Below are 22,207 nucleotides of genomic sequence, written 5' to 3' on the forward strand. Positions count from 1 at the left end.
GGTGCTGCCGGCCTTTGACTTGGCCAGCTTAGAAGTTCCCTTGGTCGCAAGAGTCTTCCCAGCCTTCGAGAGTGCGGACTTTGACGGCTTCGCCATAAGGTTTCCTCTCTTAAGCGGCAACATGTGCTGCCGCGGTTAGGGTAGGCCGCACGGACGACATGCAACGACGTGCCCACGGAAACGTGAGGTCTCCGCTGTTTGAGCGACCTTCGAATCGACGAAACTTACCCCAAGTCGGCCGAAGGCATTTCGAGGAGCATGAGCGATCCCTTACGTCTTGTCCTGTTATCGCGCCGATGCCAGACTCCGGGGATGACCTTTCGTGAGCACTCGCCCGTGCACTGCTCCGAGTGTGGAGACAACTAGACCCCGAGGCTCTGGGACCGGAATGAGCGTACAGCTGGTCTATGCATGTGATGACCACGGAGTCGAGTCGATCGTCAACCCATTCCAGCAGGTGCCGTGCCGGTAGCCGGCTTACTGAATGTCACGCGCAACTTCGCACCAGCGCAAGCGAGCTTGCGCTGGTGCGAAGCATTCAAAGCAGGTCGAAAGCTACAGCCAGTTCATGAACCTGTTCAATACCGAAGAACTCGTCCGACTCTCGCATTGTCGGCAGGCCGGCTGACTCCAGGTCAGTGAGCGACTGAGCCTCCCGAAGAGTGGCCAAGGTTCGGATCGCTGCCTGCTGGGCGGCGAACTGCGTCGTTCCCCAGTAGAGCACCGCATCCACACCGAACGCGCCGAGCTTTTTGGCCGTGTATCCATCGCGATTGATTGTGATGAGCGGTGTCCCAAGCTGCTGTCTGCGATTGATCCAGGTTTCGTCGGCCTCCGCCGCAATGAAGACAGCGTCCGCCCCGACGCTTTCAAAGGCAGCGGCCCGGTCGAAGGCCTCATCAACGCCCAGCGAGCCCGCCGAATCTGTTCGGCCGATGATGAGCGTATCCTCCGACTCGCGGGCATCGAGAGCGGCTTTGAGCTTGTCAAGCATGGTGTTCAAGGGGGTCACCCGGGGCGCGTTGATGATGTGCTTCCCGAAGTCATGGTCCTCGATATGGATAGCGTTCGCCCCGGCTCGTTCGAGCTCTCGGATTGTTCGGCCGACATGCAGAGGATTGCCGAATCCGCCCTCCCCATCGACGATAAGGGGAGCGTCGATAAGCGGAACTAGCCGGGAGACGACGCTCACCATGTCCTGCAAACCCAAATAGCCGGTGTCCGGGATGCCATACAGGGTTGTCGTCGCACCATAGCTGCCGATGTAGAGCGCGTCGAACCCGATCATGCTCGCTGCCCGGGCCGTTATTCCGTCATATATTCCAGGGACAACCAGGGGCTCAGGATGGGCAAGGAGATCCCGAAGCGACCGCGATGTTTGTGATTCAGTCTGCTTCGCCATCAGATCAATTCCCCAGGGCAGATAGCAACCTTTAGGACATCCATGCTTGTGTCAACTTCTTGGAAAGCGGTCTCCCAGTCTTCGAGGGGGTAGGCCTTACTGACCAGCGGTTCGAGATTCAGTTTCCCGGCGGCCGCCATCTTTGCTGTGAGTTCCCAAGTGGACCAAGTGTGCGCGTAGGTCGACTGGATCTTCAGTTCCTTGAGGAGCAGCGTCACCCAGTTCACCGTCGATTCCTTGGTCGAGCCACCGATCATGGCAATCGTTCCCTGTGAGGCTGCGAGGTCGAGGGCCAGGGACATGGCGTTTTGGCCACCGCTCCCCTCAACCACCAGAGGGAACCCGTTCGGGAAGCGGTGTGCGAGTTGCTCCTTGAAGTCCGGGGCGTCGACGATCAAATGCTCGGTCACGCCCACCGAGCTGGCGATCTCGAAGCGCTCGACGTCTCGCTGCATACCGAACAGCACCGGCGTGGCACCGCTTGCCTTGACCACTTGGGCAGCGATGTTACCGATTGGGCCCGGACCGATCACTGCCACATGACCGGACGCTGGGATCCCAACTACCTCGACCAGGTTCCGAACGACGACCGCCGCCATTTCAAAAAGAGTCGCGGCACGCCATGAGACGTTGTCGGGTATCGCGTGCACGAATCGCTCGTGCACGGCGAAGTACTCCGCGAACGCGCCGTCGACGTTCCGGCCGATGTCCCAGCGTTCCTCCTGGAAGAGATAGGCGGCGTCCGAAGAGCCCTTGCCACCGCCGTCCTTCCCGACCACCACTTCGGAGACCACCCGGTCGCCGACGTGCCAGTCGGCTACCGCCTCGCCGACCGCGGCGACCTCTCCGCAGTTCTCAGCCCCGACCACCACTGGGATCTTGAATCGCATGGCCGGGTCAGATTTCCAGATGTACAGGTCGCCTCCCCGGTCCACCCCGCAGGCCTTCACGCGGATGAGGACCTCGTGGGGACCGGGTTTGGGGATGGGCAGATCGCGGATTTCCATGTGCCCAGGGGAAGAATCAAACTTGACTAGGGCCTTCATCGTTTCAGTCATTGCTCGCTCCGATCTTGGTTTCGACGTTGACGTTGTTGGTTCGTTTCGCGGTGCGCACGGTCAGGACCAGGAGAGCTGAGGTCAACGCAAACAGCGCGAGGAACAGGATGGCGAAGTCATAAGAACCCGTTGCGTCTCTGACCAGGCCGAATACGATTGGGCTTACCGCCCCACCAAGGGTCCCCAGCGAGTTGGCGACTGCCACTCCAGCCGGCCGTAGCGCGGGCGCCAGTACGATCGTCGGGATCGGCCAGAACGCAACCAGCGCACCCGACAAGCAGACTTGGCCGAGCACTACCGCAACTATCAGCCAGACCGGACCGTCGAGCACAACCATCCCAATCAGGCAGACGGTCAGGCCGATAAAGCCGACGCTCGCTACCCGCTCTCGTCGGCTGGACTTATCCGAGATGCGGCTCCAGATCAGCATCGTCATGAGCGCAGCGAGGGGCGGAAGCGCCATGATCCAGCCGGTCATCGAGGCGGAGAATCCGAAGTCCGCAACGATAGTAGGCAGGAAGAACGCGATCGCGTATGCGGAGAGCGTGAGGCCAAAGTAGACGCCGGACAGTTTGAGCACAGTCTTGTTGCTGAACGTGAGCTTGAGGAGCTCTCCAACCCGAGCGTGAGGGAGCGTGGGCTGGTCCTTCTCATCTTCAGCGAGCCTCGCGGTCAGCGCGGTGAGCTCGTCACTCGTCAGCCACCGTGCGTCGCTGGGCTTGTCGCGGAGGAACATGAGGAACAGCACGCCGAGGATAACGGCGGGGAGCCCCTCAAGGATGAACATCCATTGCCAGCCGCCGAGGTCCGAGACTCCGTTGAATGCGTCCAAGATCCAGCCTGAAACGGGGGCCCCGAGGAGTACCGCGAATGACTGCGCCATGAGGAACAGCCCCAATGCGAGGCCGCGGTGTGAACGCGGGATCCACAGTGCGATCAACACAATTGCGCCGGGCGAGTAACCAGCTTCCATCGCGCCCAGGACGAAGCGGATGATGAACAGTGACACATCGTTGAACGCGAATGCGGTCAGCGCCGAGACGATGCCCCAGGTGATCAGGATGCGCGCGAGCCACACTCGCGAGCCCACCTTCTGAAGGATCAGGTTGCTCGGCACCTCGAATATGCAATACGCGATGACACCAAGGGACGCTGCGATACCGAACGCCGTCGCCGTGAGGGCGAGCGCCTCGTTCATCTGCAGAGCGGCAAAACCGAGATTGACCCGATCCAGGTAGTTGATCATGGAGCCGAGCATCAGCAACGGCAGAATCCTGAACAGCACCTTTCGTATTGCGGACTTCTCCGCGGAGGACTGCGTTGTCCCAATTGTCGTCATTGACTTTCCCGTTTCTATGAGGGCATCGAATGTGGCCGCCGGAAGCGATGCTCCGTTGCAAGGCGATGTTTGTGGCCGCGAGCGCAATTATGGACAATGTTTGTACGAAAATGCAAGTGGGTCGGTGAACCGCCTTGGGACGAGGTGATGTGAGAGCCTGTGGGGGTGTCGAAGGATCAAGTAAATGACTCGTCATCGAGACGTGGCAGGCCGCGTGATCCGGCCATCCAATCGAAGGTGCTCGCCGCAGCCGTTGAGGTTTACGGTGAGTTCGGCTGGAGCGGGTTCACGCTCGACGCGGTGTCGAGTCGGGCGCTTGTCGGGCGCCCAGCCGTGTATCGGCGCTGGGAAAGCAAAGAGGCACTCTTGGTCGATGCGCTCCGTGAGCACACGCCCGGGTTGACGGAGGAGGACCACGGGTCGCTCCACGCAGATTTGATGGCAATCGCCGAGAACTATGCGAGTGTCTCCCTGGGTACACGCGGCCTCGCAACACTTCGAACCATGATCGATCGACAGGCCGCCCCGGAGGTGTTTGCCGCAATCAGCAGCGCCATCACCGAGCGGCGGTATGAACTCATCCGCTCCGCACTAAGAAGGGCAAGCGCGCGTGGGGAAATCGACGTTCATGTGCATTTCGACGCGATCGCCAACATGCTGCTCGGCGGGGTGCTTTTCTCCGTCTTCGGCGACAAATCGGAGGAGGCTCCCGAATCATGGCGACAAGTGCTTACGGAGCTAGTGGACATCATCGTTCTGTCGCTCCGTTGATCGAAATCGAGCGAACGACGCCCGTCTAATGGGTTAGCCGGCACCGACGGCTGCGCGTTCTGTACTTCCTTGTGGACTCCCGGCGCCGATGTCAGACTCCGGGGATGACCTTTCGTGAGCACCCAGCCGTGCACTGCTCCGAGTGTGGGAGGCGGCTGGATCCCGAGACTCTAGAGACCGGTGTGACCGTTCAGATTGTTTTCGCGTGCGAGGAGCACGGAATCGAGTCGATCGTCAATCCGTTCCAACGGTGAGCGTCCGCGGAGCGCCGACGCTCGTCACCCGGAAGCGGGTTGCGCGGAGGCGATGGGCGCGTGCAGTCGGGCTGGATTCTGAAGCGACACCTCTCGAAATGATGTTGTTTTTACGCATCCCCAAGTTAGCCAGCACCGATAACGTAGTTTCGTTACTTTCGGCGCCCACTAGAAGCGCTCTGGTCGATCCTTGGATCCCCGTGCTCAGGCAACGAGTAAACGGCGACATCGCCGAGTGCGGCAAGCTCCTGAGGTATCTTGATGCGAACGGCGCTCAGCCGCCTTTCTAGCGCACGGGCATGCCGCTCGCACAAGGCTAGAAATGCCTCAGCAGATTTGCGGTCCATCCGGCTCAGCGAGGTGTGAACGTGACCAATACCCGTGATCGCGCGTTCTAGATGCGGTGACGCGGTAAGGAATGCGATTGCCTCGACCTGCTCAAACCCATTGACCGAATGGGCGAGGTACTTGTTGCGAACATCGAGGATGTATTGGTGCAGACGCGCCTCGTCGGGGGAGATTCGGTTGAGATCTGGCCCACGCGTGGCGCGAACTCCTTTGGAGAAAGCGCGCGAGTAAAGGAGGATCGATGTCATCCACAGCGCATCAAGGGGCGACGCATACTCTTTATCGCCCTCAATATTGCCCGCGAGATAGTGGCGCAAGTAGCCAGCCGCGAGTTCAAGATCCCGCGCGTAGCTAGCGAGATCGCGAAGCTCGGTTGCCGACTTTGTATCGATGACGACCGTCCGCTCATGAGGTCCCGCCTGCTCGCGATGACCGCGAAGGTCCAACAGCGGTTTCGTGCGCCCGTTCACATCAGGACTGTAGCGCAGGGGTGCCTGGGCGAGACGCGGACTTTGTGTGCGCTGAGCGACAGGTAAGCGGCGCAATAAGCGGTGACAGCAGCTACTGAGCCGTACGCACTTCGCCCGTTCGGGCATCACGCATTGGCGCAGGGTCGTGGGCGTGAAAATTTCACAATGGCGAGGGGAACGACTTCACGAGCACGCCGAAATTGGTCTTTGATGTCCGCCCATGGATCAGGATTCGCTTCGGAGGCGTCGGCGTCTGACCAGAGGTGCTCGGACTGCGCGAGGATGCGATCCAGGCCAGGGACCCCGAGGGGAGCATCGTGAGCGAGTAAGACGTCTGCATGCTCAGTAGGTGTCGGAGCGGCAATTCCTACCGAGGATTCATAAACTCCTGTTGTCGAGGAGGCTTCATGGTCAGTGAACGAGCCCGCGTTCTTATTACCGTCAAGGCGTCGCCCGAGCCGTCGAAGACGTATGGCGACACAGTATGTGTCGCCGGAGTAAAGCTGAGCGGGGATGATCAGGCTGAGTGGGTACGGATCTATCCGGTTGCGTTCCGGCATCTGCAGAGTGAACAGCAATTCAACAAGTATGAGGTCGTTGACGTTCACCTCAATCCGTCCCCGACCGACTCGCGGAAAGAGAGCCGCCGCCCGGTCTGGGACTCTCTGAAGAGGGACCCACGTGGGCCTATACCGCTCAGAGCCCGCGGACCGATTCTGGAGAAGTTGATTGGCCTGACGATGTGTGACCTGCGGACAGGCGTTGAGAAGGACCTCACCGCGCAGTCTCTAGGACTGGTTGAGGTACGCGAGTTGAAGCCTCTGGTGTTCGAGGACCACGGTCAGTGGACTGAGGCCCAGATCGCGAGCATGACTGCAGCCATGAATCAGCCGGATCTGTTTGGCGAATCCGATGACGCACCTTTACTCATCGCACCCCGATTCAAGGTCAAGTACCGGTATCAGTGCGCGTCACTAGGTTGCGCGGGTCATGAACAGCGGATCTTGGATTGGGAATTGAATGCCCTGCAGTTCCACAATCGCCGGATGAGTGACAATGACTTGCGCGAACTGATCACAACGAAGTTTTTCGACGAGATGTGGAACGACAGCGTCCGTACTTACTTCTTTGTTGGCAACTTCGCCGCCATCGTGAAGCGAAAGAGCTTTTCGGTGCTCGGGGTATACAAACCGCCCCGTGAATCTAGCTGGGGAGCGACTCTGTTCTAGATATTTGCGGTATCGCTTTGATGCAATGCGGCCAACACGAGCTCTCGGTGACAAGACTGCTCATCCGCCTCAAAACAAAGCAGCGCAACGCCGCCCTTGCGGGCGAGAGTACGGACGCGTTCGAGGCTCTCCTTCGCAGCAGTCGATTCCAGAATTTGCTCGAAACGAGTTCTTGCTGCGCGCCCTGCCTCGCCGCGCGTATCAGCGAAGCCCTCACGATTGTCTCGCGGATTCCCCAGGGCCGGGAGATGCTCATAGTCGATGCCAGCCGCCCGGAGCCGGGCAGCAAGCGCCGTTTTTGACAACCCGCGCTTCCGCGAAATTGGACTGAGCCGGACGTCCACGACTGTGGCGACGCCGCGAAGGCTGAGGCGCGAGAGGAGGCCGTCCTGATCAAGGCCCTCATAGCCGATCCCGATCACGTCACTCACCACAGTTACTAGTCTCGCATCCGCACGTCGTCAGCCTGCTCACAGCACCTGCCGGACCTCGTGCAACGCGACGCGGAATCCGCTCACGGACTCAGCGTCGTCCCAAACAGTTTGATGCCGACTCGGTTGTTCTTGAGGGGGCTCGGTCGCAAGGTTCAAGCCACGGCGGACGACGGACTCCCTTCGGTACCCCGCGCGCCGCGCGCCGGAGTCAGCTGCGAAGCGGCGATGACATCGAACATAATGCCATCGCCGCTTCGCCAATTCGGATTAGCCCTGGAGGACTTCGTCACCCGGAGCGGCAGCCGCTGAGAGAGCCGCGCGCTTTCGGATACGGTCCGCGTAGCGGTCGATCAAGAACATTGCTGAACCGCCCAGCACAAGCAGAGCCGCGATCAGGATGAACGGCAATGTCTCGCTCCCGGATGCCGTGATGATCGCGCCGGTCAGGTACGGTCCCGCGAATCCGCCGAGGCTGCAGATCGAGTTCACCAGCGCGATCGCCGTCGCGGCAGCGGCGACGGCGAACAGCTTCGGCACGATGCTGAACAAGGCTGCCGCGACGGACGATGTGCACACCGCGAGCATGCACAGGCCAGCAAGCATCATGAATGGCGAGTTCGAGAATGTCACGATCAGTGCACCGAGGGCTCCGAACGACGTGAGTCCGAGCGCCCAGGCGCCATAGCGGAGCGAGCGGCCGATCAAACGGGAGGTAACGAGAGCGGCGGTGACGCCCGCAACGGCGGGGATTGCCACGATCCATGCGACTTGCACCGGATCGAGGCTGAATCCGTATTGCACGTTGAAATTCGTCACCATGGTGGGGAGGAAGAACGTTGTCGTGTACGCGGCGTAAGGCACCGTGAAATACGCGAAGCCCAAGACCCAGGTGCGCCAGTCCTTCAGCCCCTGTGCGATGCTGCTGTGTTCACCGCCAGGGATTTCGCTCTGTTCCTTTGCCAGGTCTGCCTCGACAAGTTCCGCTTCGGAGTTCGAAAGCCAGGTTGCGCGCCTCGGGTTATCCGGGAGCAGGAACAGGACCATGATGCCGAGAACGATCGGGACAATTCCAGTGACGAGGAACATGAAGCGCCAACCAGAGAGGCCGAGGACCTGTGTGGCTTCGCCCCACTGGATGAGGGCGGACATCACCGGTCCACCGAAGATTGCCATGCTTCCCGCACTCGCGAAGAATATGCCGTAGGCCCAGGCCCGCGTTCTTGCAGGAAGCCAAAGCGTGAGGTAGAACAACACACCCGGCGCGAACCCCGCCTCGCAGATGCCCAGCAGGACGCGGAAGATGCCCAGCGTCCATTCGTTGGGTGCCCACGCGGAAATCGCCTGGACGATCCCCCAGGTGATGATGATCCGCGAGATCCAGCGTCGTGCGCCGAACTTCTGCAGGAGCATGCTGCTGGGCACTTCAAAGAACACGTAGCCGATGAAGAACACACCGGAGACGATTCCAAAGGCTGCGGCCGTGAGCGCTAGTTCCTGGTTCATGCCGGCGGGGCCCGCATAGGCGAGGGCCGCGCGATCTGCATTGGCGATGAAGTACAGCACGCACAGGAACGGCATTAGCCGCCACAGGATCTTGGTGTAGACGGCCTTCTGGGCGGGGGATTGCTCCCCTGCGCGCTTGTCGAGGGAAACGGTATTCATGGTTTCTCTTCTCTTCTTTGAGCTGAGCGGCGGGTTACGCCAGGGAGGAAACGAGGTTCGCCGGACGATACGACCGGGCAAGTTCCTCGGCGTGCCGAGAAACGGATTCCGGGGTTGGGTGGGTGATTACGTAGGGGTGGTTGTTCAGGACCGCATCGAGCACCATCGGCCCGACCCAGTCCGGGTCGATTGCCTGGGAGAAATAGGTAACCTCGGCCTGGTCGGTGACGATCTCCTTGCCTTCGGCGCCTGCCATTAGCCCGGCGTTCTGGGTGTAGGTTTCCCACGGGATTACATGGCGTGTTGCCGCTTGTTCTGCCTTGGGACGCAGCCGTTCGCTTGTGGAGATGCGGGTTTTCACCGAGCCCGGATACAGGACGGAAACCCCGATGTTGAAACCGGCGGCCTCGTATTCAGCGCGGGTTGCCAGTGATAGCCCGTCAACCGCGGCTTTAGCTGCGGTGTAGGCGGCGTGCCCGGGTGACGCGTGCAGGGTCGCCAACGACGAGGTGTTGATGATGTGCTTAGGCGCGGTGACCTGACGCATCCGCGGGACGAATGCCCGGTGGCCGTTCAGGACGCCCCAGAAGTTGACGTTCATCATCCACTCGAAGTCTTCGATGCTGGCGTCCCAGCTGGCGCGGAACGGACGCCAGGTGACACCGGCGTTGTTCGCGAGCACCGCGATGTCGCCGAACTCGTCGTAGGCGGTGGCGGCGAGCGCCTCGACTTGGTCGAGCTTCGAAACATCCGTTGGTACGGCGATGCTCCGGACTCCGAGGGCTTCGGCTTCCGCGCTCACCTTCGCTGCGGCCTCCGGGTCGATGTCGGCGATGACGACGTTCACGCCGTTCTTGGCGAGGGTGAGCGCAATTGAGCGGCCCATGCCGCCGCCGGAGCCGGTGATTACCGCGCCGCGGCCTTGGAGTTCCTCTAGTTTCATGTCAGGGTCCTTTCCTTTCGCCGTCAGGCGTTGACGTTGTTGACGTAGTCGCGTTGCTGTTCCTCAGGGAGGAATGCCTCTTCCATGCGCCGTACGTCGGCGTAGGAGGGGCGCGCGAATCCGTCGCCCCAGCCGACTCCGTACTCGGTTCCTTGGGCGGCGGCGATCTTCTTGATGTAGTCATCCATCGGCTCGTAGGTGCCCGCCTTCTTGACATCCAGAAGCAACCGCCAGGCTTCATGCACTCCGGGGAGGATGAACGGGACGATCTCTATCGACTGACCCATCGCAGAGAGTTCCGCCATCGGGGGACGCGGTTCGATGCTGGGGGAGGGAATCGCGTAGGCGGGTCCGGGCGTCTCGGAGAGCGCGAGGCGAATTTGGTCCCAGGTGTGAAAGCCTTCGTAGAAGATGACGTCGACGCCGGTCTCCTCCCGGTATAGCTGGCCGCGTCGGATGGCCTCTTCGACGCTTCCACCGGCGGCACCGTAGCCGTCGGTGCGGGCGACAAGGACAAAGTCGGGGTCATACTTGTCCCGTGCTTCGACGGCCGCGTTGAGCCTGCCGATCGCTTCCGCGTCGGACACCAACGCAATTCCAGGCTGGCCGCCGGCTTTCTTGGGCTCCTTTTGGTCCTCGATGTGAATGCCGGCGACACCGGCGTCGATGAACTCCCGAACCGTTCGGACAACGTTGACCGGAGCGCCGTATCCCGTGTCTGCGTCGCAGTAGACCGGGATGTCGACCGAGCGTGCGACGCGACGCGCGTGATCAACCACCTCGGTGAGCGTGACGTAGCCGACATCGGCAACGCCATGCTCCCACCATGCTGAGATTCCGCCTGAAACCTCGAATGCCTCGAAACCGGCGGCCTCCGCCATCTGAGCGTGGATAGGCAGCACTCCGAACGGCACGAGAGTGGTTTGAGAATCTTGGAACAACGCTCTCAGTCGAGCGCCCTTGGTCTGGGTCATATTGCCATCGCCTCCTTCTGACTGGATGTGAATCTACGGGGGCAGTTCCGTTGTGTCCAATGCATTCTCATGGCGGATGTGATGCAATTGACTCATGAGGACGCCATGCTGGACCTGAATAAGCTCAATCACTTCGCGGTGCTCGCTCGCACACTGAACTACACGCATGCCGCCGACGAGCTGGCCCTGTCCCAATCGGCACTCACGCGCAGCATCCAATCGTTAGAGAAGTCGCTGAGCCTTCGCCTGCTTGACCGGTCCCGGTCAGGCGTCACATTGACATCGGCAGGGGTGGATGCCCTTCGAATTGCTGATGAATTACTTGCCCGGGGGAAGGCAGCCGAGGACTCAATGCGGGCAACGGCCAAGGGCTCCGGAGGTCGGGTCGCCTTCGGCATCGGCCCAATCGCGGCCATGCACATCCTGCCGAAAATGATGGCTGAGTTCGAGACGGAACTCTTGGGGATGTCGGTCGATGTCCGCACCGAGATTCCTCAGATCCTGGAACGTCAGTTACTCACCGGTGAGATTGACTTCTTCCTAGCAAGGTTCCCAGAGGGAGGCGTATCTCCGGGCATCGAAGTGGACTGGCTGGACAAGACCATCCCAAACGCGATCGTGCGCCGCGAGCACCCACTCGCCGGTAGCGCCGAACTCGATCCATTCGAGCTCAAACACTTCCCCAAGGTGGCTGGCCATGGGTTCAAAGAGACGATCAGCCGTGTTCCAGACACTGCTCGACGGGCCTGCTACCAGCCGAACATCGAGTACGACGTGCTCGGAATGTTCTACGAGTCCGCTGCAAAATCCGACCTCGTTCTGTTCGGAGCGTTCCAAACCGCAACTGATGTCTTCGTGAATCTTGAGATTCCGGCCATTGACGCGGCCTACATGGTCAACGACGTCGCGATATTTCGCATGGAGGGAAGGACCCTGAGCCGTACGACGGTGAAGGTTCAGGAGTTTGTCCGGCAAAATTACGCTCGGATCGCCAGGCCGGCTTCTACGGTCCGCTGATACCTTGCCCTATGTCTCGGGCATCGTAAGTACGCGGTCGGGATTCCCGGAGCGGAGTAGTTCCACCGGTGCGTGACCGTCGAGAACCTCGCTTGGGGTTACGAGCCATTGGGCGACTGTCCACGCGAATCGGCGTTCCGGGTCGATCAGTGTGAGCACCTCGGCTAGATGCGGAAGCGGTTCGCCGCTCGGACTGAATTGGAACACCGCGCTGGGCAGCCGCGGATAGCTCAGGTCCTCGGGTTAGTACCTCATGGCCTCGGGTTAGTACCTCATGGCCTCGGCGATAAGGGCCGACTCCTGCAGGACTACTGCCACGTGGCCGCTGCGCATGAGTTCCGCGGGCGATGAGCCATTGAAGATATCGTGCTTGGAAACGAGCCATGCGGCGATGGTCCAGCTATCCAAGCGAGCTGGATCGAGGGTGTCGAGTACGGCACTGAGCTCGGGGAGAGGGGTTTCCTCGAACTGGAAGCTTGGGTACACCAGGTGGCCATCCGCGAGTGGGACCGCGAGGAGATCCCGGCTCTTTGTATGTGTGATGACGTCTTCAACCGAGGTGTGGAGCAGTCGCGCGACTCCCCCGGTCGTATAGAACGGGCCAACTTTCCTGTCCCAGAACTGGGCCGGCGTCTCGTACATTAATCAGCCCCCGACCCTGACGGAGTTGAGTCGGAAATACGCACGGCGTGGCCGTTGAGGTTCAGGATCTGGACGTCGAGTGTGGCCACGTCGAGGATGGCCTGACTAGCGGAGCGTGAGTCACCGGCCGCCATGTCGAGAACCACGACACGGCAGCTGAACTTCGGGTCCGCGTCATATGTCACCGTTTCGTCCACCGGGTAGTGGTAGTGCCCACTCAGACTGACGCGTGGACGTACGCGGAGGAATCCTTCATGGAATTTCCTCCGGCCGGCGGCCGCGTATGCCCGCCCTTCGGGGCTCCAGTAGCGGTCGGTGCGGGCAAGCATGGCGTCCAACGCGGGCACATGCAGGGGCGCATCGTGTGCGATGAGAACATCGGCGGAATCTGTTCCGAGAACGTCGAGGTCCACGTCGGTGATTGATTCCTCCGGCCACCAGCTCGCGGCGTTGGCGTGTCTGCCTGCGGCAGCGGGCGATACGCGGTGCTCGCGGTCGATCGAGTTCGCGCCACCCAGGGCGGCCAAGGTGCTGCCGGAGGCAAGGCGCACCCTGTAACCGCGGGGGACGTAGCCGACGTTGCTTCGGACCCAACGGATGCCATCCTCGCCTTGATCGAACTCGCGCAAGCGCGGGTGCCAGTCGTGATTTCCATCGACGAAGAACAGCGTCTGCTGCTGGTCGGCGAGGCGTCTCTCCAGCTTGTCGAGGTCACGCCCCCAATCAACGCCAGGCCAGACGAAACCGAAGTCGCCGAGCACCGTGACGACCGCGATGCCATGAGATTTGAACAGGCGGGAGGCCGCAAGCAGGTGTCCGAGGTTGCCGTGGGTATCGCCGACGAAACCAATTCTTGGGACAGTCCCAAACGTTTGCATCGCGTACGGCATGGATGTCATGAATTCCTCCGGCGACTCGTCTGACCTGCGGATCGTTCCGGTAACGACCGACCGCGGGACTGCGTGTCACGCTAGTTGGATGTCGCGTTATGTCGCGCCCCGTGCAGGAAGACATTCGTTGAGAAGAGAGATGCTGCGGTATGAATCGGTGGGATGGGCGTCTCACGCGGCCTGTAGCGCTGAAAGCTACCGGCCGCGTGAGACGCCCACTACCCGTGCGGGAAGACGCTATTGGGTCGGCGGCCGGCTGCCCCAGGTCCAAGTTGGTAGTTGCTCAAGGCTCCTGACGCGACGATCGGGCAGGGTCTTCTTCCAGTAGTACATGCGCTGCTTGTCCGCCCACGCCGCGAGACTCCGCTCAGCTTGATCGATGCTGCGGTAAGCGGGCGCATGCCCGCGCGTGACGGTGAAGTCGCGGTAGGTGTCGCGCCTCGCGTTCCATCGTTCGTCGAGTGGAGAGTGGCTATATCCGGGGACGCAATCGAGCCGTTCAATCTGGTACGAAACGAGCTGCTGAAGCCCGATGGCTTTCCGCTGGTCGCGCACCCAGGCTGCCGCGCGACGTTCAGCGACCGAGATATGCGCACGAGGAAGCCTGTTGTTCTCGCGGGGCATCCGCCCCGCGCGGGCAACGAAGGCATCGAGCTCCCGGATCCGCCGCACCCATAGGGCAGGGCCAGACCCCGATTCCATCGAGCTTTGCTCCGGGGTGATGTCGGCCCGGTAGTAGAGGAGCGATCGTCGGTCATCCGGGGTGAGATCGCGATCGTCTCGAAGACTGATCTCGGCATACTTGGCGTGCAGACGGCCCAGCGGCGTGGTGCCGGACATCGTGTTCCCTTCCGACGCGCGCACCGTGCGCAGCGTCGAACGGTCTATGCGCGGCACGATTCGCGTCGGATCTGTCTTCCTGCACGGGAAGACAGCACGAGCTCTCATCGCTACGGTCGGAGGCCCCGGATCCCGCCCGGCGAACTGTCAGGGAGGAATCATGGGCACTTCACGATCAACGGGCAACGGCGAGGTCGCAGAACTTACAGGCGGCGAAGGCGGCCGATGGCGGGTCGTCACACTGCATTCTGAGTATCACTTCGATCTCGACATGGCCACGGTTGAGCGGGTTCCGGGACCGAATGCGGCGCCCACGGTCAATGACGTCAAACGACCGATTCGCAGCATCGGCGCCTGCCAGGTGGGCGAACGAGGCAGGTGGACGATGCACCCGGACGATTTCGAAATCGACTACTACTGGCAGATCTCCGGCGAGATCCAGCAGATCGAGCGCATCAGCGAGCGCGCTCATGACTAACGCCAGCGGCATCTTCTATCGGATCGGCGCCGGTGACCCCGAGCCGCTGGCCTCCTGGGCACAAGCCGCCGAGCTGATCACCACCACGGGGGTGGCGGCAGTGACATTCCTCCGCCAAAGCGACCCGCTGAACCTTCGGCGCGAGGTGATCGTTACACGCGAGAAGGATGGGTACGCCGCAGCCTTCACCTCCGTCGTCGGCGACATGCCAATGCCGTCCATCCGGGTTCGCACGGGCGTGCCCGACGATCAGCTGTTCCGCGGAATCGAGGCGTTTCTCGCGCCGGTTCGCCGTCCGAGTGAACCTGATGACGAGCCAACCGAACCCGCACGCCGCCGGGGCTCGGTGCGAGTGCACACCGTCAGCGGCTCCCGCTACGAGATTGACTTCGACGCCATGCGCCTCCGGCGCCTTCCATCCGAGCCGTCACCTCAAGGACCTGATGCGCCGGAGTCCGCATGCCTTCGACGCGACTTCGAATGGGTGAAGATGTTGCGGGTCATCCGCCTAGTCGTGGGCGAGTCGGCCGTGTTCAGGCTGGAACCGCTGGGGCACCCGCGTGCTGTCGCCTTCACGACTCGTGCGACCACCCGTGTGCTGATGATCGAGCCGCTCGCGGAATAGATCGGGCGGTCATCGCATGCCAAGACGGCGCATCTCCGAAGCTGACACGTCCCTAGCCCGGCGCGGCGCGTCCGTCGAGGCGGGTAAGCGAGTTAGTCCCCACCCACGTGGTTGGGGGCGGCAGCACCTTGAGTTCGACGCCGGTGATGTCTCCGAGTACGGACTCCGCGCGGGCAATGTCTTCCAGTCGCATTACGGCGGTTCCGCGCAGAACTCTGGATACTCGGTTGACCGAGTCGCCGACCGCAGCGGCGTATGCCCGAACAGAGCCGAATCTCAGGATCGCGGCCCGCCTGATGCGGGTCGCGTAAAGGTGTTGCAACTGGGCAGCGCGGATCAGGACGGCCTCCCCGGGGTAGGCGGGCGTCTTCCAGTGGAGCGCTTCGCTGGATCCGAAGGTGAAGTCATCGAAGGCGTAGTCGCGGGGTCTATAGCGGGGAGTGGACATGCTTCGAGCAATTCTACGAGAAATTGGGGCTAATTGCTCCTTTAGTGGAGCTAAAAGCTCCGTTCTGCAGCGGCAGCACTCTGTCGCCCACAGGTAGAGCATGAACAACTCACTTACACAGGCCGCAGAGGCCGCCGCACGCTCCGCATCCCTGCAATGGAAATCCCCCGTCACGGGTCTGAGAGCGAAAGCAGCCAGCCCCGCGCTCCTGCTTGACGAGCTCTATCTCGCTTCTCCGATTCGGACCGGGAACAGGTACCCGCGCCAACGGAACTACCACGGGCACCACTACTTCGCTCAGACCGGGGCGCTTGTCGAGCACGAGTCGCTGCTTGAGGCCACGACGTTGGCGTGGCTCGATATGCATTGCGACATCGTCGCCATCGCAGCGCAGCCAATGAAGATGACGTTCGCTGATGGCTCGGTCCACTTCCCCGACTTCTTCGCCCTGCATGGCGACTACAGCCAGGTCGTCTACGACGTGAAACCGAAAGAGCTCATCACCGAGAAAGTCCAACTGCAGTTCGCGAAGACGCGCGCTTTGTGCGCCCGTATCGGCTGGGAGTACGAAGTCCACTCGGAACTGCCGAATCAGGTCCGCGTGAACCTGAACTGGATTAGCGCGTTCAAACACCATGGCTACCACCCCGGAGCCGAGCGAACCGCGCAGCTGACCGCGGCTCTGACCGAGCCGCTTCCGTTGAAGGCAGCGGCCGAGCTGCTCCAACAGGCACGGCTACCCGACGCGCGTGCCGCTCTTTACCACCTCGTGTGGAACCGCGAACTTCGGCTCGACCTCACCCAACGACTCTCCGACCGCACCCTGATTGAACGGAACACTAATGCCCACGCTTAACACCGCCGAAGTCATCCAGCTCACCGATGGCGACCACCAGTACGTTGACCGCCGCGACAACATCGTGCGGTTGCGTCGCCTCGCCGACAACCAGTACATCGACATGGACACGGCCGAACTGTCGCGTCGCGTCGTCGGACTCACTCCAGCACTGCCCAAGCCCCTGCACCTGTACGCCGAGGTCACGGACAAGCAGGTCGACGCCGGCAACACCTGGGCCATCCACCTCCGCGAGCTCACCACCGGCATCCATCCCATCACCAACGAACGGCGACCCGAGTACGACATCGACAAGCGCACACAGGATGAACGCATCGCCGAGAAGGTCCTCGAACTGCAACGGGCCAACATCAAGGCGTCTCGCCGCACGGTGATGCGCAAGCTGCAGAAGTTCCGTCAGCTCGGGGACGTCGGTGTCATCGACGGCCGCGCGCTTCGCGACCACGGCACCCTCGGCAATTTGGACCCTCGGGTGCGCGACGCACTTTGCGTGAGCATCGAGCGCCAGACCAACCGCTCAACCGGAACGCAGTCCCGAATCATCGCGGAGGCCAAGGGCGAGCTTCGCCACCGGTTCGGAGCGGACGAAGCCGACGCGATGCTCCCGCACGATTCCACCCTGTATCGCCATCTCACCGCTCTCACAGCGGGGAAGTACACCACCGGGAGCGCCAAGACGCGGCGCTCCACCGCCAACCGACCGAGAAGGACCATGACCACTCAAACCGAAATCCTCCCAGGAGCCCAAATGCAAATCGACTCAACCGTGCTGGACGTGCTGGTCCGCACCAGCAACCCTGAAAAGCCAGCGCGACCGACGCTGACCATCATGATGGACGTCGCGACCCGCAGCATCGTCGCCTACACGATGCGGTTGAAGGCAGCAAAGGGCGTTGACCACGTCACCCTGCTCGCACAAGCGCTGACCCCTGCCCAGAATCGACCCGACAAGTCACTGTTCCGTCAGGCCCTCCAAGCGGCGAACAGCCAGTGCAGCCTGATGAGCCCGGAGGAACGCGCAGCGTTGGACCGTCAGCGGCCGTACATCCACCCGCGTCGAATCATGATGGACAACGGTAAGGACTTCCTCAGCGAGGTCTTCAAAGCCGCAACGCGGAAGTACGGCGTGTCCACGGTCCTGTCCGCTCCTCACACCCCAACGGACAAGGGCATCGTTGAGCGGACCTTCGGCTCCATCAACACGCTGTTCTCGCAGTACCGCCCGGGATACGTCGGTCGTTCCCCGGAACACCGCGGATTCAAGGTCGAAAAAGAGAACCTGCTCGACCTGCACACACTGTTCGAGCTGTTCGACGACTGGGTGGTCCGCGATTGGCAGAACCGTCCACACAGTTCATTGCGCGACCAGCGCAACCCCAGCATCAAGCTGTCCCCGAATCAGGCATTCGCCCAGGCCGCGGCGGTCACCGGCAACCTTCATATTCCCATCGCCGCGGACGACTACATCGACCTGCTGCCGACCAAGTACGTCCGCATTCAGAGCGTGGGCGTTCAGGTGAACAGTCTCAAGTACGACTCGGTCGAAATCCATCCCTTGCGCGGAACGAAGTCGAACCTGACCGCACACAAGGGGAAGTGGGCCGTCAAATATGACCCCTACAACCGGCAGACCGTGTGGGTCGCCGGACCCGACAACACCTGGATTGCCTGCCCGCTCCGCGATATGGAGCTGATGGCCCAGCCAGCCGGATTCGACGACGAACCCGACAATCCCAGCGTCGCCTCCGAGCGCGACGACGTCGCTGTAGTCAACGCCGTCACGAACGGCACCCCGATGCACAACCCAGCAGCGGCTACGTCTGAAAGCGACGAACCAACTGCGGCGGACATCCCAATCGTCCGCATTACCAACATCGATATCGAGGAGAGCCCCTATGCCTATTAAATTCCACACCGACAACCGTCCCGGCCGCATCGACCGCCTGGAGCCGCTGACCAACTACCTCAAGTCAGCTGAGCCGGTCATGCCTGAAGCTCTGAGTGATAGCGCGTACAGGAAGTTGAGCGATGCAGCTCGCAACGAGTATGACGACGCCCGCGCCGCCTACCTCTCCGGCGGCATCTTCCTGAGGACCGGGTACTACTCCGAGGCGCGCCGTATGCTCTTCGACTGCTTCGAGAACAACCATGCGAACAACACGGGCAACACCGGCACCATGCTCAGCGGAGAGGGCACGGTGGGCAAGACCACCATCGCTAAGAAGCTTATGAAGTGGGTTTATGCCGACTACAAGCGGGTGTTCCCGGACTTCGAGCGGCACAACCGAATCCCAGTCGTCTACGTCGAAGTTCCCACCTCGTCGACGGGGAAAGCATTGATGGTCGGGTTCGCCGACTTCTTGGGGCTCACCTATCGTCCAGGCGATTCGATGACGAGCCTGCGGGGCCGTGTGACCCAAGCGCTGAACGACGCTGGCACCCAACTGGTCGTTGTTGATGAACTCCATAACCTGTCCCGAAGTACCGTCGCCACGGGCGAGACGGTGCAGATTCTGAAGGAACTCCACGACGACCTGCCCGCCACCTTCATGTACGCGGGCGTGAAGCTGACGACCGAGGGAAAGCTTCTCGACGGACCGCTCGGCCAACAGGTGGCCGGTCGGTTCTCCATCCTCGAAATGCACAGGTACAGCATCGGGAACCCCCAGAGCAAAGCAGTGTGGAACGGAGTTGTCGAAGGCTTCGCCCGCAATCTCACCCTCCGCCATCAAGAGCCGGACGCGTTGTTGGAGATGGCGACGTATCTGTGGGAACGAACCAACGGAAACATCAGCAGCCTGTCGAGCCTGCTGACCGGGACCGCCCAACATGTCATCCGAAACCCTCACATAACGGAGGAGCGCCTCGACAAAGCACTTCTAGACACACGCGTGCTCGACTTCGCCGCCGAAACAGCTCGCCGGGCACGCATCAAGCGGAAAGCAGACCCAATGTCGGTCGAGAACATCACGAAGGGGCTGGCGTACGCATGAACATCCTCGAACGGCTCTATCCATTCGACGTTCGCCCCCGCCACCGGGAAACGGTCGAGAGCTACACGCAGCGACTCCTCCGCGCCAACTTCGACACGCCAGAACACCGGACCTACTTGACCGGACTAGTCACGACATCGATGAAGCGGGCCGAGCGGGCGGAAGCCTGGTTGGAAGTACTTCGGATGAAGACCAAGCGCGCGGTGCGTTACTTGGTCGGCGACCGCACTGCATGGCTCACCCATTCAGATGGCGAAAACTGCGAACAGTGTTCCGCTGGTCTGACGAACCGCTGGATGTGCACTCTGTGCTCACAGGGGGAGCCCATCGAGCAGCACCCGCACTTCGACGAGCTCGTGTGTGTTCGCCACTCCCGCTGGGTCGGTTTGGATACCGACGTTGAAGCACAGCACTCGGTGGGACAGGGGCACGTCGAGGCTGCGTTGCAGTTCCGAAAACTCCGGCGCAGGCGCCTCTTGGACGTCCGTCTGTTCAAGATGCTGACTGCCACCGTGTCGACTGCAATGTCAACGCCGGACTCGCCTGCGACCGATTCCTCGACCTTTCCGACAGTCATCGCGCTGGCACGAGTAATCACCGGTGAGTCGTTCGCTAAGCGGTTCTTCGACCCGGCCGTGCCGTTCGCAGACGCGTACCAGCGGCTCGGCGAAGTGGTGGCCGACGCGCTGGGGTTCGCTTCTGCTTCGGTGACGCGGGCAGTGTGGCTTCATGCGCGTCCCACGGTGTTCGCCGTTCGCCACAGCATCATCAGCGGCGAACCATTCACGCTCGCGTGGCCGCATGACCTTCCCCTGCACAGGCACATCGTCGAAGGGTTCAGCGCTCGCGTGGCGGACCTTGAACCGTTCGCGAACTACCTCGCCGCCAGCGGTGACACTGACCTGAGTGCAGTGCTGTTCGGCATCGAAACCGGACAACGAGTCACTCTCGGCCCCGCAATGCGGACGGTCCGACGGCGTGCGGCCCTCGCCATCTGCACCATGGGTCACCAATTCGAAACCGACTCGACCGGCCCCTACCAAGTGACGCCGCAAGAAGCGCCGCGGTGCCCGGTCTGCAACAACCGAATAGTTCAGCCGGGCTACAACGACCTCGCAACGACGCATAGCGATGTCGGACGGGAGCTCGCGGTCGACCAGAATGGCGGCCTAACCGCCGAAGACGTCACCGCCAGCTCGAAAACGCAATACATATGGCGTTGCCCCTCCGCCGGTCATCTCTACCCTGCGACCCCATCGAATCGAACCGCTGGACGTTCGAAGTGTCCCGTGTGCCTCGGGAGACTAATCATCCCCGGCGTCAACGACATCACCAGTACCCATCCAGAACTGGTAGCGGAATGGCACCCGAGCTGGCTCGCGCTGATTCCGCCGACATCGGTTGGAGCGGGGAGTGACAAGCAGGTGCTGTGGCTCTGCAAGGAGCAGCACATCTTCCTCATGAAGATATGGGACAGGACCCACGGACACGGGTGCGACAGCTGCGCGAGAGCACGGACGAGAGCCTCCAAGACAAACCTGGCAGTGACTCATCCTGAGCTGGCGGCCGAGTGGCATCCGACTTGGAACGGTGCCCACACGCCGGCTGACTACTCGCGCGGTTCCCGAGACGAGATGGCTTGGCTTTGTCCCTTCGGGCACGGATACCGCATGCGCATTGAGCGGAGAGTAGCCGGATACAAGTGCAAGGTTTGCTCCCGACGGGAGCTCGTCCCAAACGTGAACGACCTCGGCACAACAGACCCTGTTCTGTCCGAGGAATGGCACCCCTACCTGAATGGGCTCAAAGAGCCGGGCCGTCTCATCGCTGGAACAACCAAGTACTGGTGGCGCTGCCTCACCAACCGGCATGAGGAACAGCAAAGCGTTCCGCACCGGCGCAAGTCCAACGGTTGCATCAAGTGCTCTCCCGCGGAGCGCATCTTGAACCGAACGTAGTACTCAAACCACATCTAACGCCGATGGGACTTCATGTCCCGTCGGCGTTCTTTGCATTCCCGCGCAAACAAGTGCCACATTGTTTGAGAGAAAAGATGCCGCGGGCGATAGATGGCACTTCAGTGTTTACGCGGATTTCGACGGTACAGAAGTGTCACTCTGGCAAATAATTCACACCAGTTGTCGTTCGCCAAGTGTTTGTTCCTTCTCTCTCATAGCTGGACTTGTCTCACGCAAAGTCGGACTAAGTGAGCAAAAACGGTGGTTTACACGCACGTTTACCCGTCGTGTTGATCGCAAACCTAGATTTCGGAACGCAAGGATAGCTTTCGTAACGCAGGATAGTTTCCGTTGAGCGTTCAACAGCCCCGCCCCCGGCGCGTCGCGGTTGAGGCTCGTCAACCGGGCATTTCAGCGGGCGGGTCTTGCGGGATTGTCGGTGAGGTCGGGCTTTCCTACAGCCTTGGTTGCACTCGTGCACTCGTGCCGTCTCTGCTCGCCAAGCAATGAAGATCGCCCTATCGGACCACCATGGTGCGTGTATCGACGGCCACGGACCGCCCGCTAACGGTCCGT

At 61.4% G+C, this 22,207-nt stretch carries 21 protein-coding genes; 9 read left to right on the top strand and 12 right to left on the bottom strand.

The genetic code is table 11. The annotated features are described in order from the left end of the window. Positions 1-538 precede the first annotated feature (538 nt). From GO591_RS15145 to GO591_RS15155, 3 genes are read right to left on the bottom strand one after another with little or no spacing between them, the layout of a single operon-like run. Positions 539-1,402 carry an isocitrate lyase/PEP mutase family protein gene (locus tag GO591_RS15145; RefSeq protein WP_157157584.1) on the bottom strand — a complete coding sequence of 288 codons (864 nt, stop codon included), beginning with the start codon at positions 1,400-1,402 and terminating at the stop codon, positions 539-541. Continuing rightward, entirely contained in the window at positions 1,402-2,460 is a 1,059-nt protein-coding gene (locus tag GO591_RS15150; RefSeq protein WP_157157585.1) for a zinc-dependent alcohol dehydrogenase, read from the bottom strand. Before GO591_RS15150 ends, GO591_RS15145 begins: the two co-directional genes overlap by 1 nt. Continuing rightward, the gene (locus GO591_RS15155; protein WP_157157586.1) at positions 2,453-3,745 is read right to left on the bottom strand and encodes an MFS transporter; all 1,293 of its coding nucleotides are present in this window, start codon (positions 3,743-3,745) and stop codon (positions 2,453-2,455) included. Before GO591_RS15155 ends, GO591_RS15150 begins: the two co-directional genes overlap by 8 nt. Before the next feature lie 219 nt (positions 3,746-3,964). Here GO591_RS15155 and GO591_RS15160 point away from each other — a divergent pair, with 219 nt between their 5' ends. Further along, a complete protein-coding gene (locus GO591_RS15160; protein ID WP_198295494.1) occupies positions 3,965-4,570 on the top strand; it encodes a TetR/AcrR family transcriptional regulator in 606 nt (201 codons plus the stop codon). Between the two features lie 406 nt (positions 4,571-4,976). On the opposite strand, the gene GO591_RS15165 is transcribed toward GO591_RS15160, so the two are convergent. Continuing rightward, positions 4,977-5,642, bottom strand: a complete 666-nt coding sequence (locus GO591_RS15165; RefSeq protein ID WP_157157588.1) for a hypothetical protein — start codon at positions 5,640-5,642, stop codon at positions 4,977-4,979. Between the two features lie 407 nt (positions 5,643-6,049). Here GO591_RS15165 and GO591_RS15170 point away from each other — a divergent pair, with 407 nt between their 5' ends. Beyond that, positions 6,050-6,871, top strand: a complete 822-nt coding sequence (locus GO591_RS15170; protein WP_157157589.1) for a hypothetical protein — start codon at positions 6,050-6,052, stop codon at positions 6,869-6,871. On the opposite strand, the gene GO591_RS15175 is transcribed toward GO591_RS15170, so the two are convergent. From GO591_RS15175 to GO591_RS15190, 4 genes are all read right to left on the bottom strand, one after another. Next, positions 6,868-7,302, bottom strand: a complete 435-nt coding sequence (locus GO591_RS15175; protein ID WP_198295495.1) for a DUF488 domain-containing protein — start codon at positions 7,300-7,302, stop codon at positions 6,868-6,870. The genes GO591_RS15170 and GO591_RS15175 overlap by 4 nt on opposite strands. A gap of 270 nt (positions 7,303-7,572) precedes the next feature. After that, entirely contained in the window at positions 7,573-8,967 is a 1,395-nt protein-coding gene (locus GO591_RS15180; RefSeq protein ID WP_157157591.1) for an MFS transporter, read from the bottom strand. A 34-nt stretch (positions 8,968-9,001) separates the two neighbouring features. Further along, complete coding sequence (locus GO591_RS15185; protein WP_157157592.1) at positions 9,002-9,910, bottom strand: SDR family NAD(P)-dependent oxidoreductase; 909 nt, start codon at positions 9,908-9,910, stop codon at positions 9,002-9,004. 23 nt (positions 9,911-9,933) lie between these two features. Next, positions 9,934-10,884, bottom strand: coding sequence for an isocitrate lyase/PEP mutase family protein (locus GO591_RS15190; RefSeq protein ID WP_157157593.1), 951 nt, complete (start codon positions 10,882-10,884; stop codon positions 9,934-9,936). 69 nt (positions 10,885-10,953) lie between these two features. Between GO591_RS15190 and GO591_RS15195 the strand changes: the two genes are divergently transcribed. Further along, the gene (locus GO591_RS15195; RefSeq protein WP_157157594.1) at positions 10,954-11,901 is read left to right on the top strand and encodes a LysR family transcriptional regulator; all 948 of its coding nucleotides are present in this window, start codon (positions 10,954-10,956) and stop codon (positions 11,899-11,901) included. 264 nt (positions 11,902-12,165) lie between these two features. Here the strand turns inward: GO591_RS15195 and GO591_RS15200 are convergent, their stop codons facing one another. The 3 genes from GO591_RS15200 to GO591_RS15210 form a co-directional block, all read right to left on the bottom strand. After that, positions 12,166-12,543, bottom strand: coding sequence for a hypothetical protein (locus tag GO591_RS15200; protein WP_157157595.1), 378 nt, complete (start codon positions 12,541-12,543; stop codon positions 12,166-12,168). Beyond that, complete coding sequence (locus GO591_RS15205; protein ID WP_157157596.1) at positions 12,543-13,442, bottom strand: metallophosphoesterase family protein; 900 nt, start codon at positions 13,440-13,442, stop codon at positions 12,543-12,545. Before GO591_RS15205 ends, GO591_RS15200 begins: the two co-directional genes overlap by 1 nt. 228 nt (positions 13,443-13,670) lie before the next feature. Continuing rightward, a complete protein-coding gene (locus GO591_RS15210) occupies positions 13,671-14,273 on the bottom strand; it encodes a helicase associated domain-containing protein (RefSeq protein WP_157157597.1) in 603 nt (200 codons plus the stop codon). Positions 14,274-14,433: 160 nt separating this feature from the next. Between GO591_RS15210 and GO591_RS15825 the strand changes: the two genes are divergently transcribed. Continuing rightward, positions 14,434-14,751 carry a hypothetical protein gene (locus GO591_RS15825; protein WP_198295496.1) on the top strand — a complete coding sequence of 106 codons (318 nt, stop codon included), beginning with the start codon at positions 14,434-14,436 and terminating at the stop codon, positions 14,749-14,751. After that, positions 14,744-15,376 (top strand): hypothetical protein, encoded by a 633-nt coding sequence (locus GO591_RS15220; RefSeq protein WP_157157599.1) that lies wholly within the window; start codon positions 14,744-14,746, stop codon positions 15,374-15,376. The genes GO591_RS15825 and GO591_RS15220 overlap by 8 nt, the downstream gene beginning before the upstream one ends. 52 nt (positions 15,377-15,428) lie before the next feature. On the opposite strand, the gene GO591_RS15225 is transcribed toward GO591_RS15220, so the two are convergent. Next, positions 15,429-15,824, bottom strand: a complete 396-nt coding sequence (locus GO591_RS15225; protein WP_157157600.1) for a hypothetical protein — start codon at positions 15,822-15,824, stop codon at positions 15,429-15,431. Between the two features lie 100 nt (positions 15,825-15,924). Here GO591_RS15225 and GO591_RS15230 point away from each other — a divergent pair, with 100 nt between their 5' ends. From GO591_RS15230 to GO591_RS15245, 4 genes are read left to right on the top strand one after another with little or no spacing between them, the layout of a single operon-like run. Beyond that, positions 15,925-16,680, top strand: a complete 756-nt coding sequence (locus GO591_RS15230) for a TnsA-like heteromeric transposase endonuclease subunit (RefSeq protein ID WP_157157601.1) — start codon at positions 15,925-15,927, stop codon at positions 16,678-16,680. Beyond that, positions 16,667-18,586, top strand: coding sequence for a DDE-type integrase/transposase/recombinase (locus GO591_RS15235; RefSeq protein ID WP_157157602.1), 1,920 nt, complete (start codon positions 16,667-16,669; stop codon positions 18,584-18,586). The genes GO591_RS15230 and GO591_RS15235 overlap by 14 nt, the downstream gene beginning before the upstream one ends. Beyond that, positions 18,576-19,673: an ATP-binding protein gene (locus GO591_RS15240; RefSeq protein WP_157157603.1), complete on the top strand. Its 1,098-nt coding sequence runs from the start codon at positions 18,576-18,578 to the stop codon at positions 19,671-19,673. The genes GO591_RS15235 and GO591_RS15240 overlap by 11 nt, the downstream gene beginning before the upstream one ends. Further along, a complete protein-coding gene (locus GO591_RS15245) occupies positions 19,670-21,631 on the top strand; it encodes a zinc-ribbon domain-containing protein (protein ID WP_157157604.1) in 1,962 nt (653 codons plus the stop codon). The genes GO591_RS15240 and GO591_RS15245 overlap by 4 nt, the downstream gene beginning before the upstream one ends. Positions 21,632-22,207: the final 576 nt, after the last annotated feature.

The organism is Diaminobutyricimonas sp. LJ205, from assembly GCF_009755725.1.
Lineage (GTDB): Bacteria > Actinomycetota > Actinomycetes > Actinomycetales > Microbacteriaceae > Ruicaihuangia.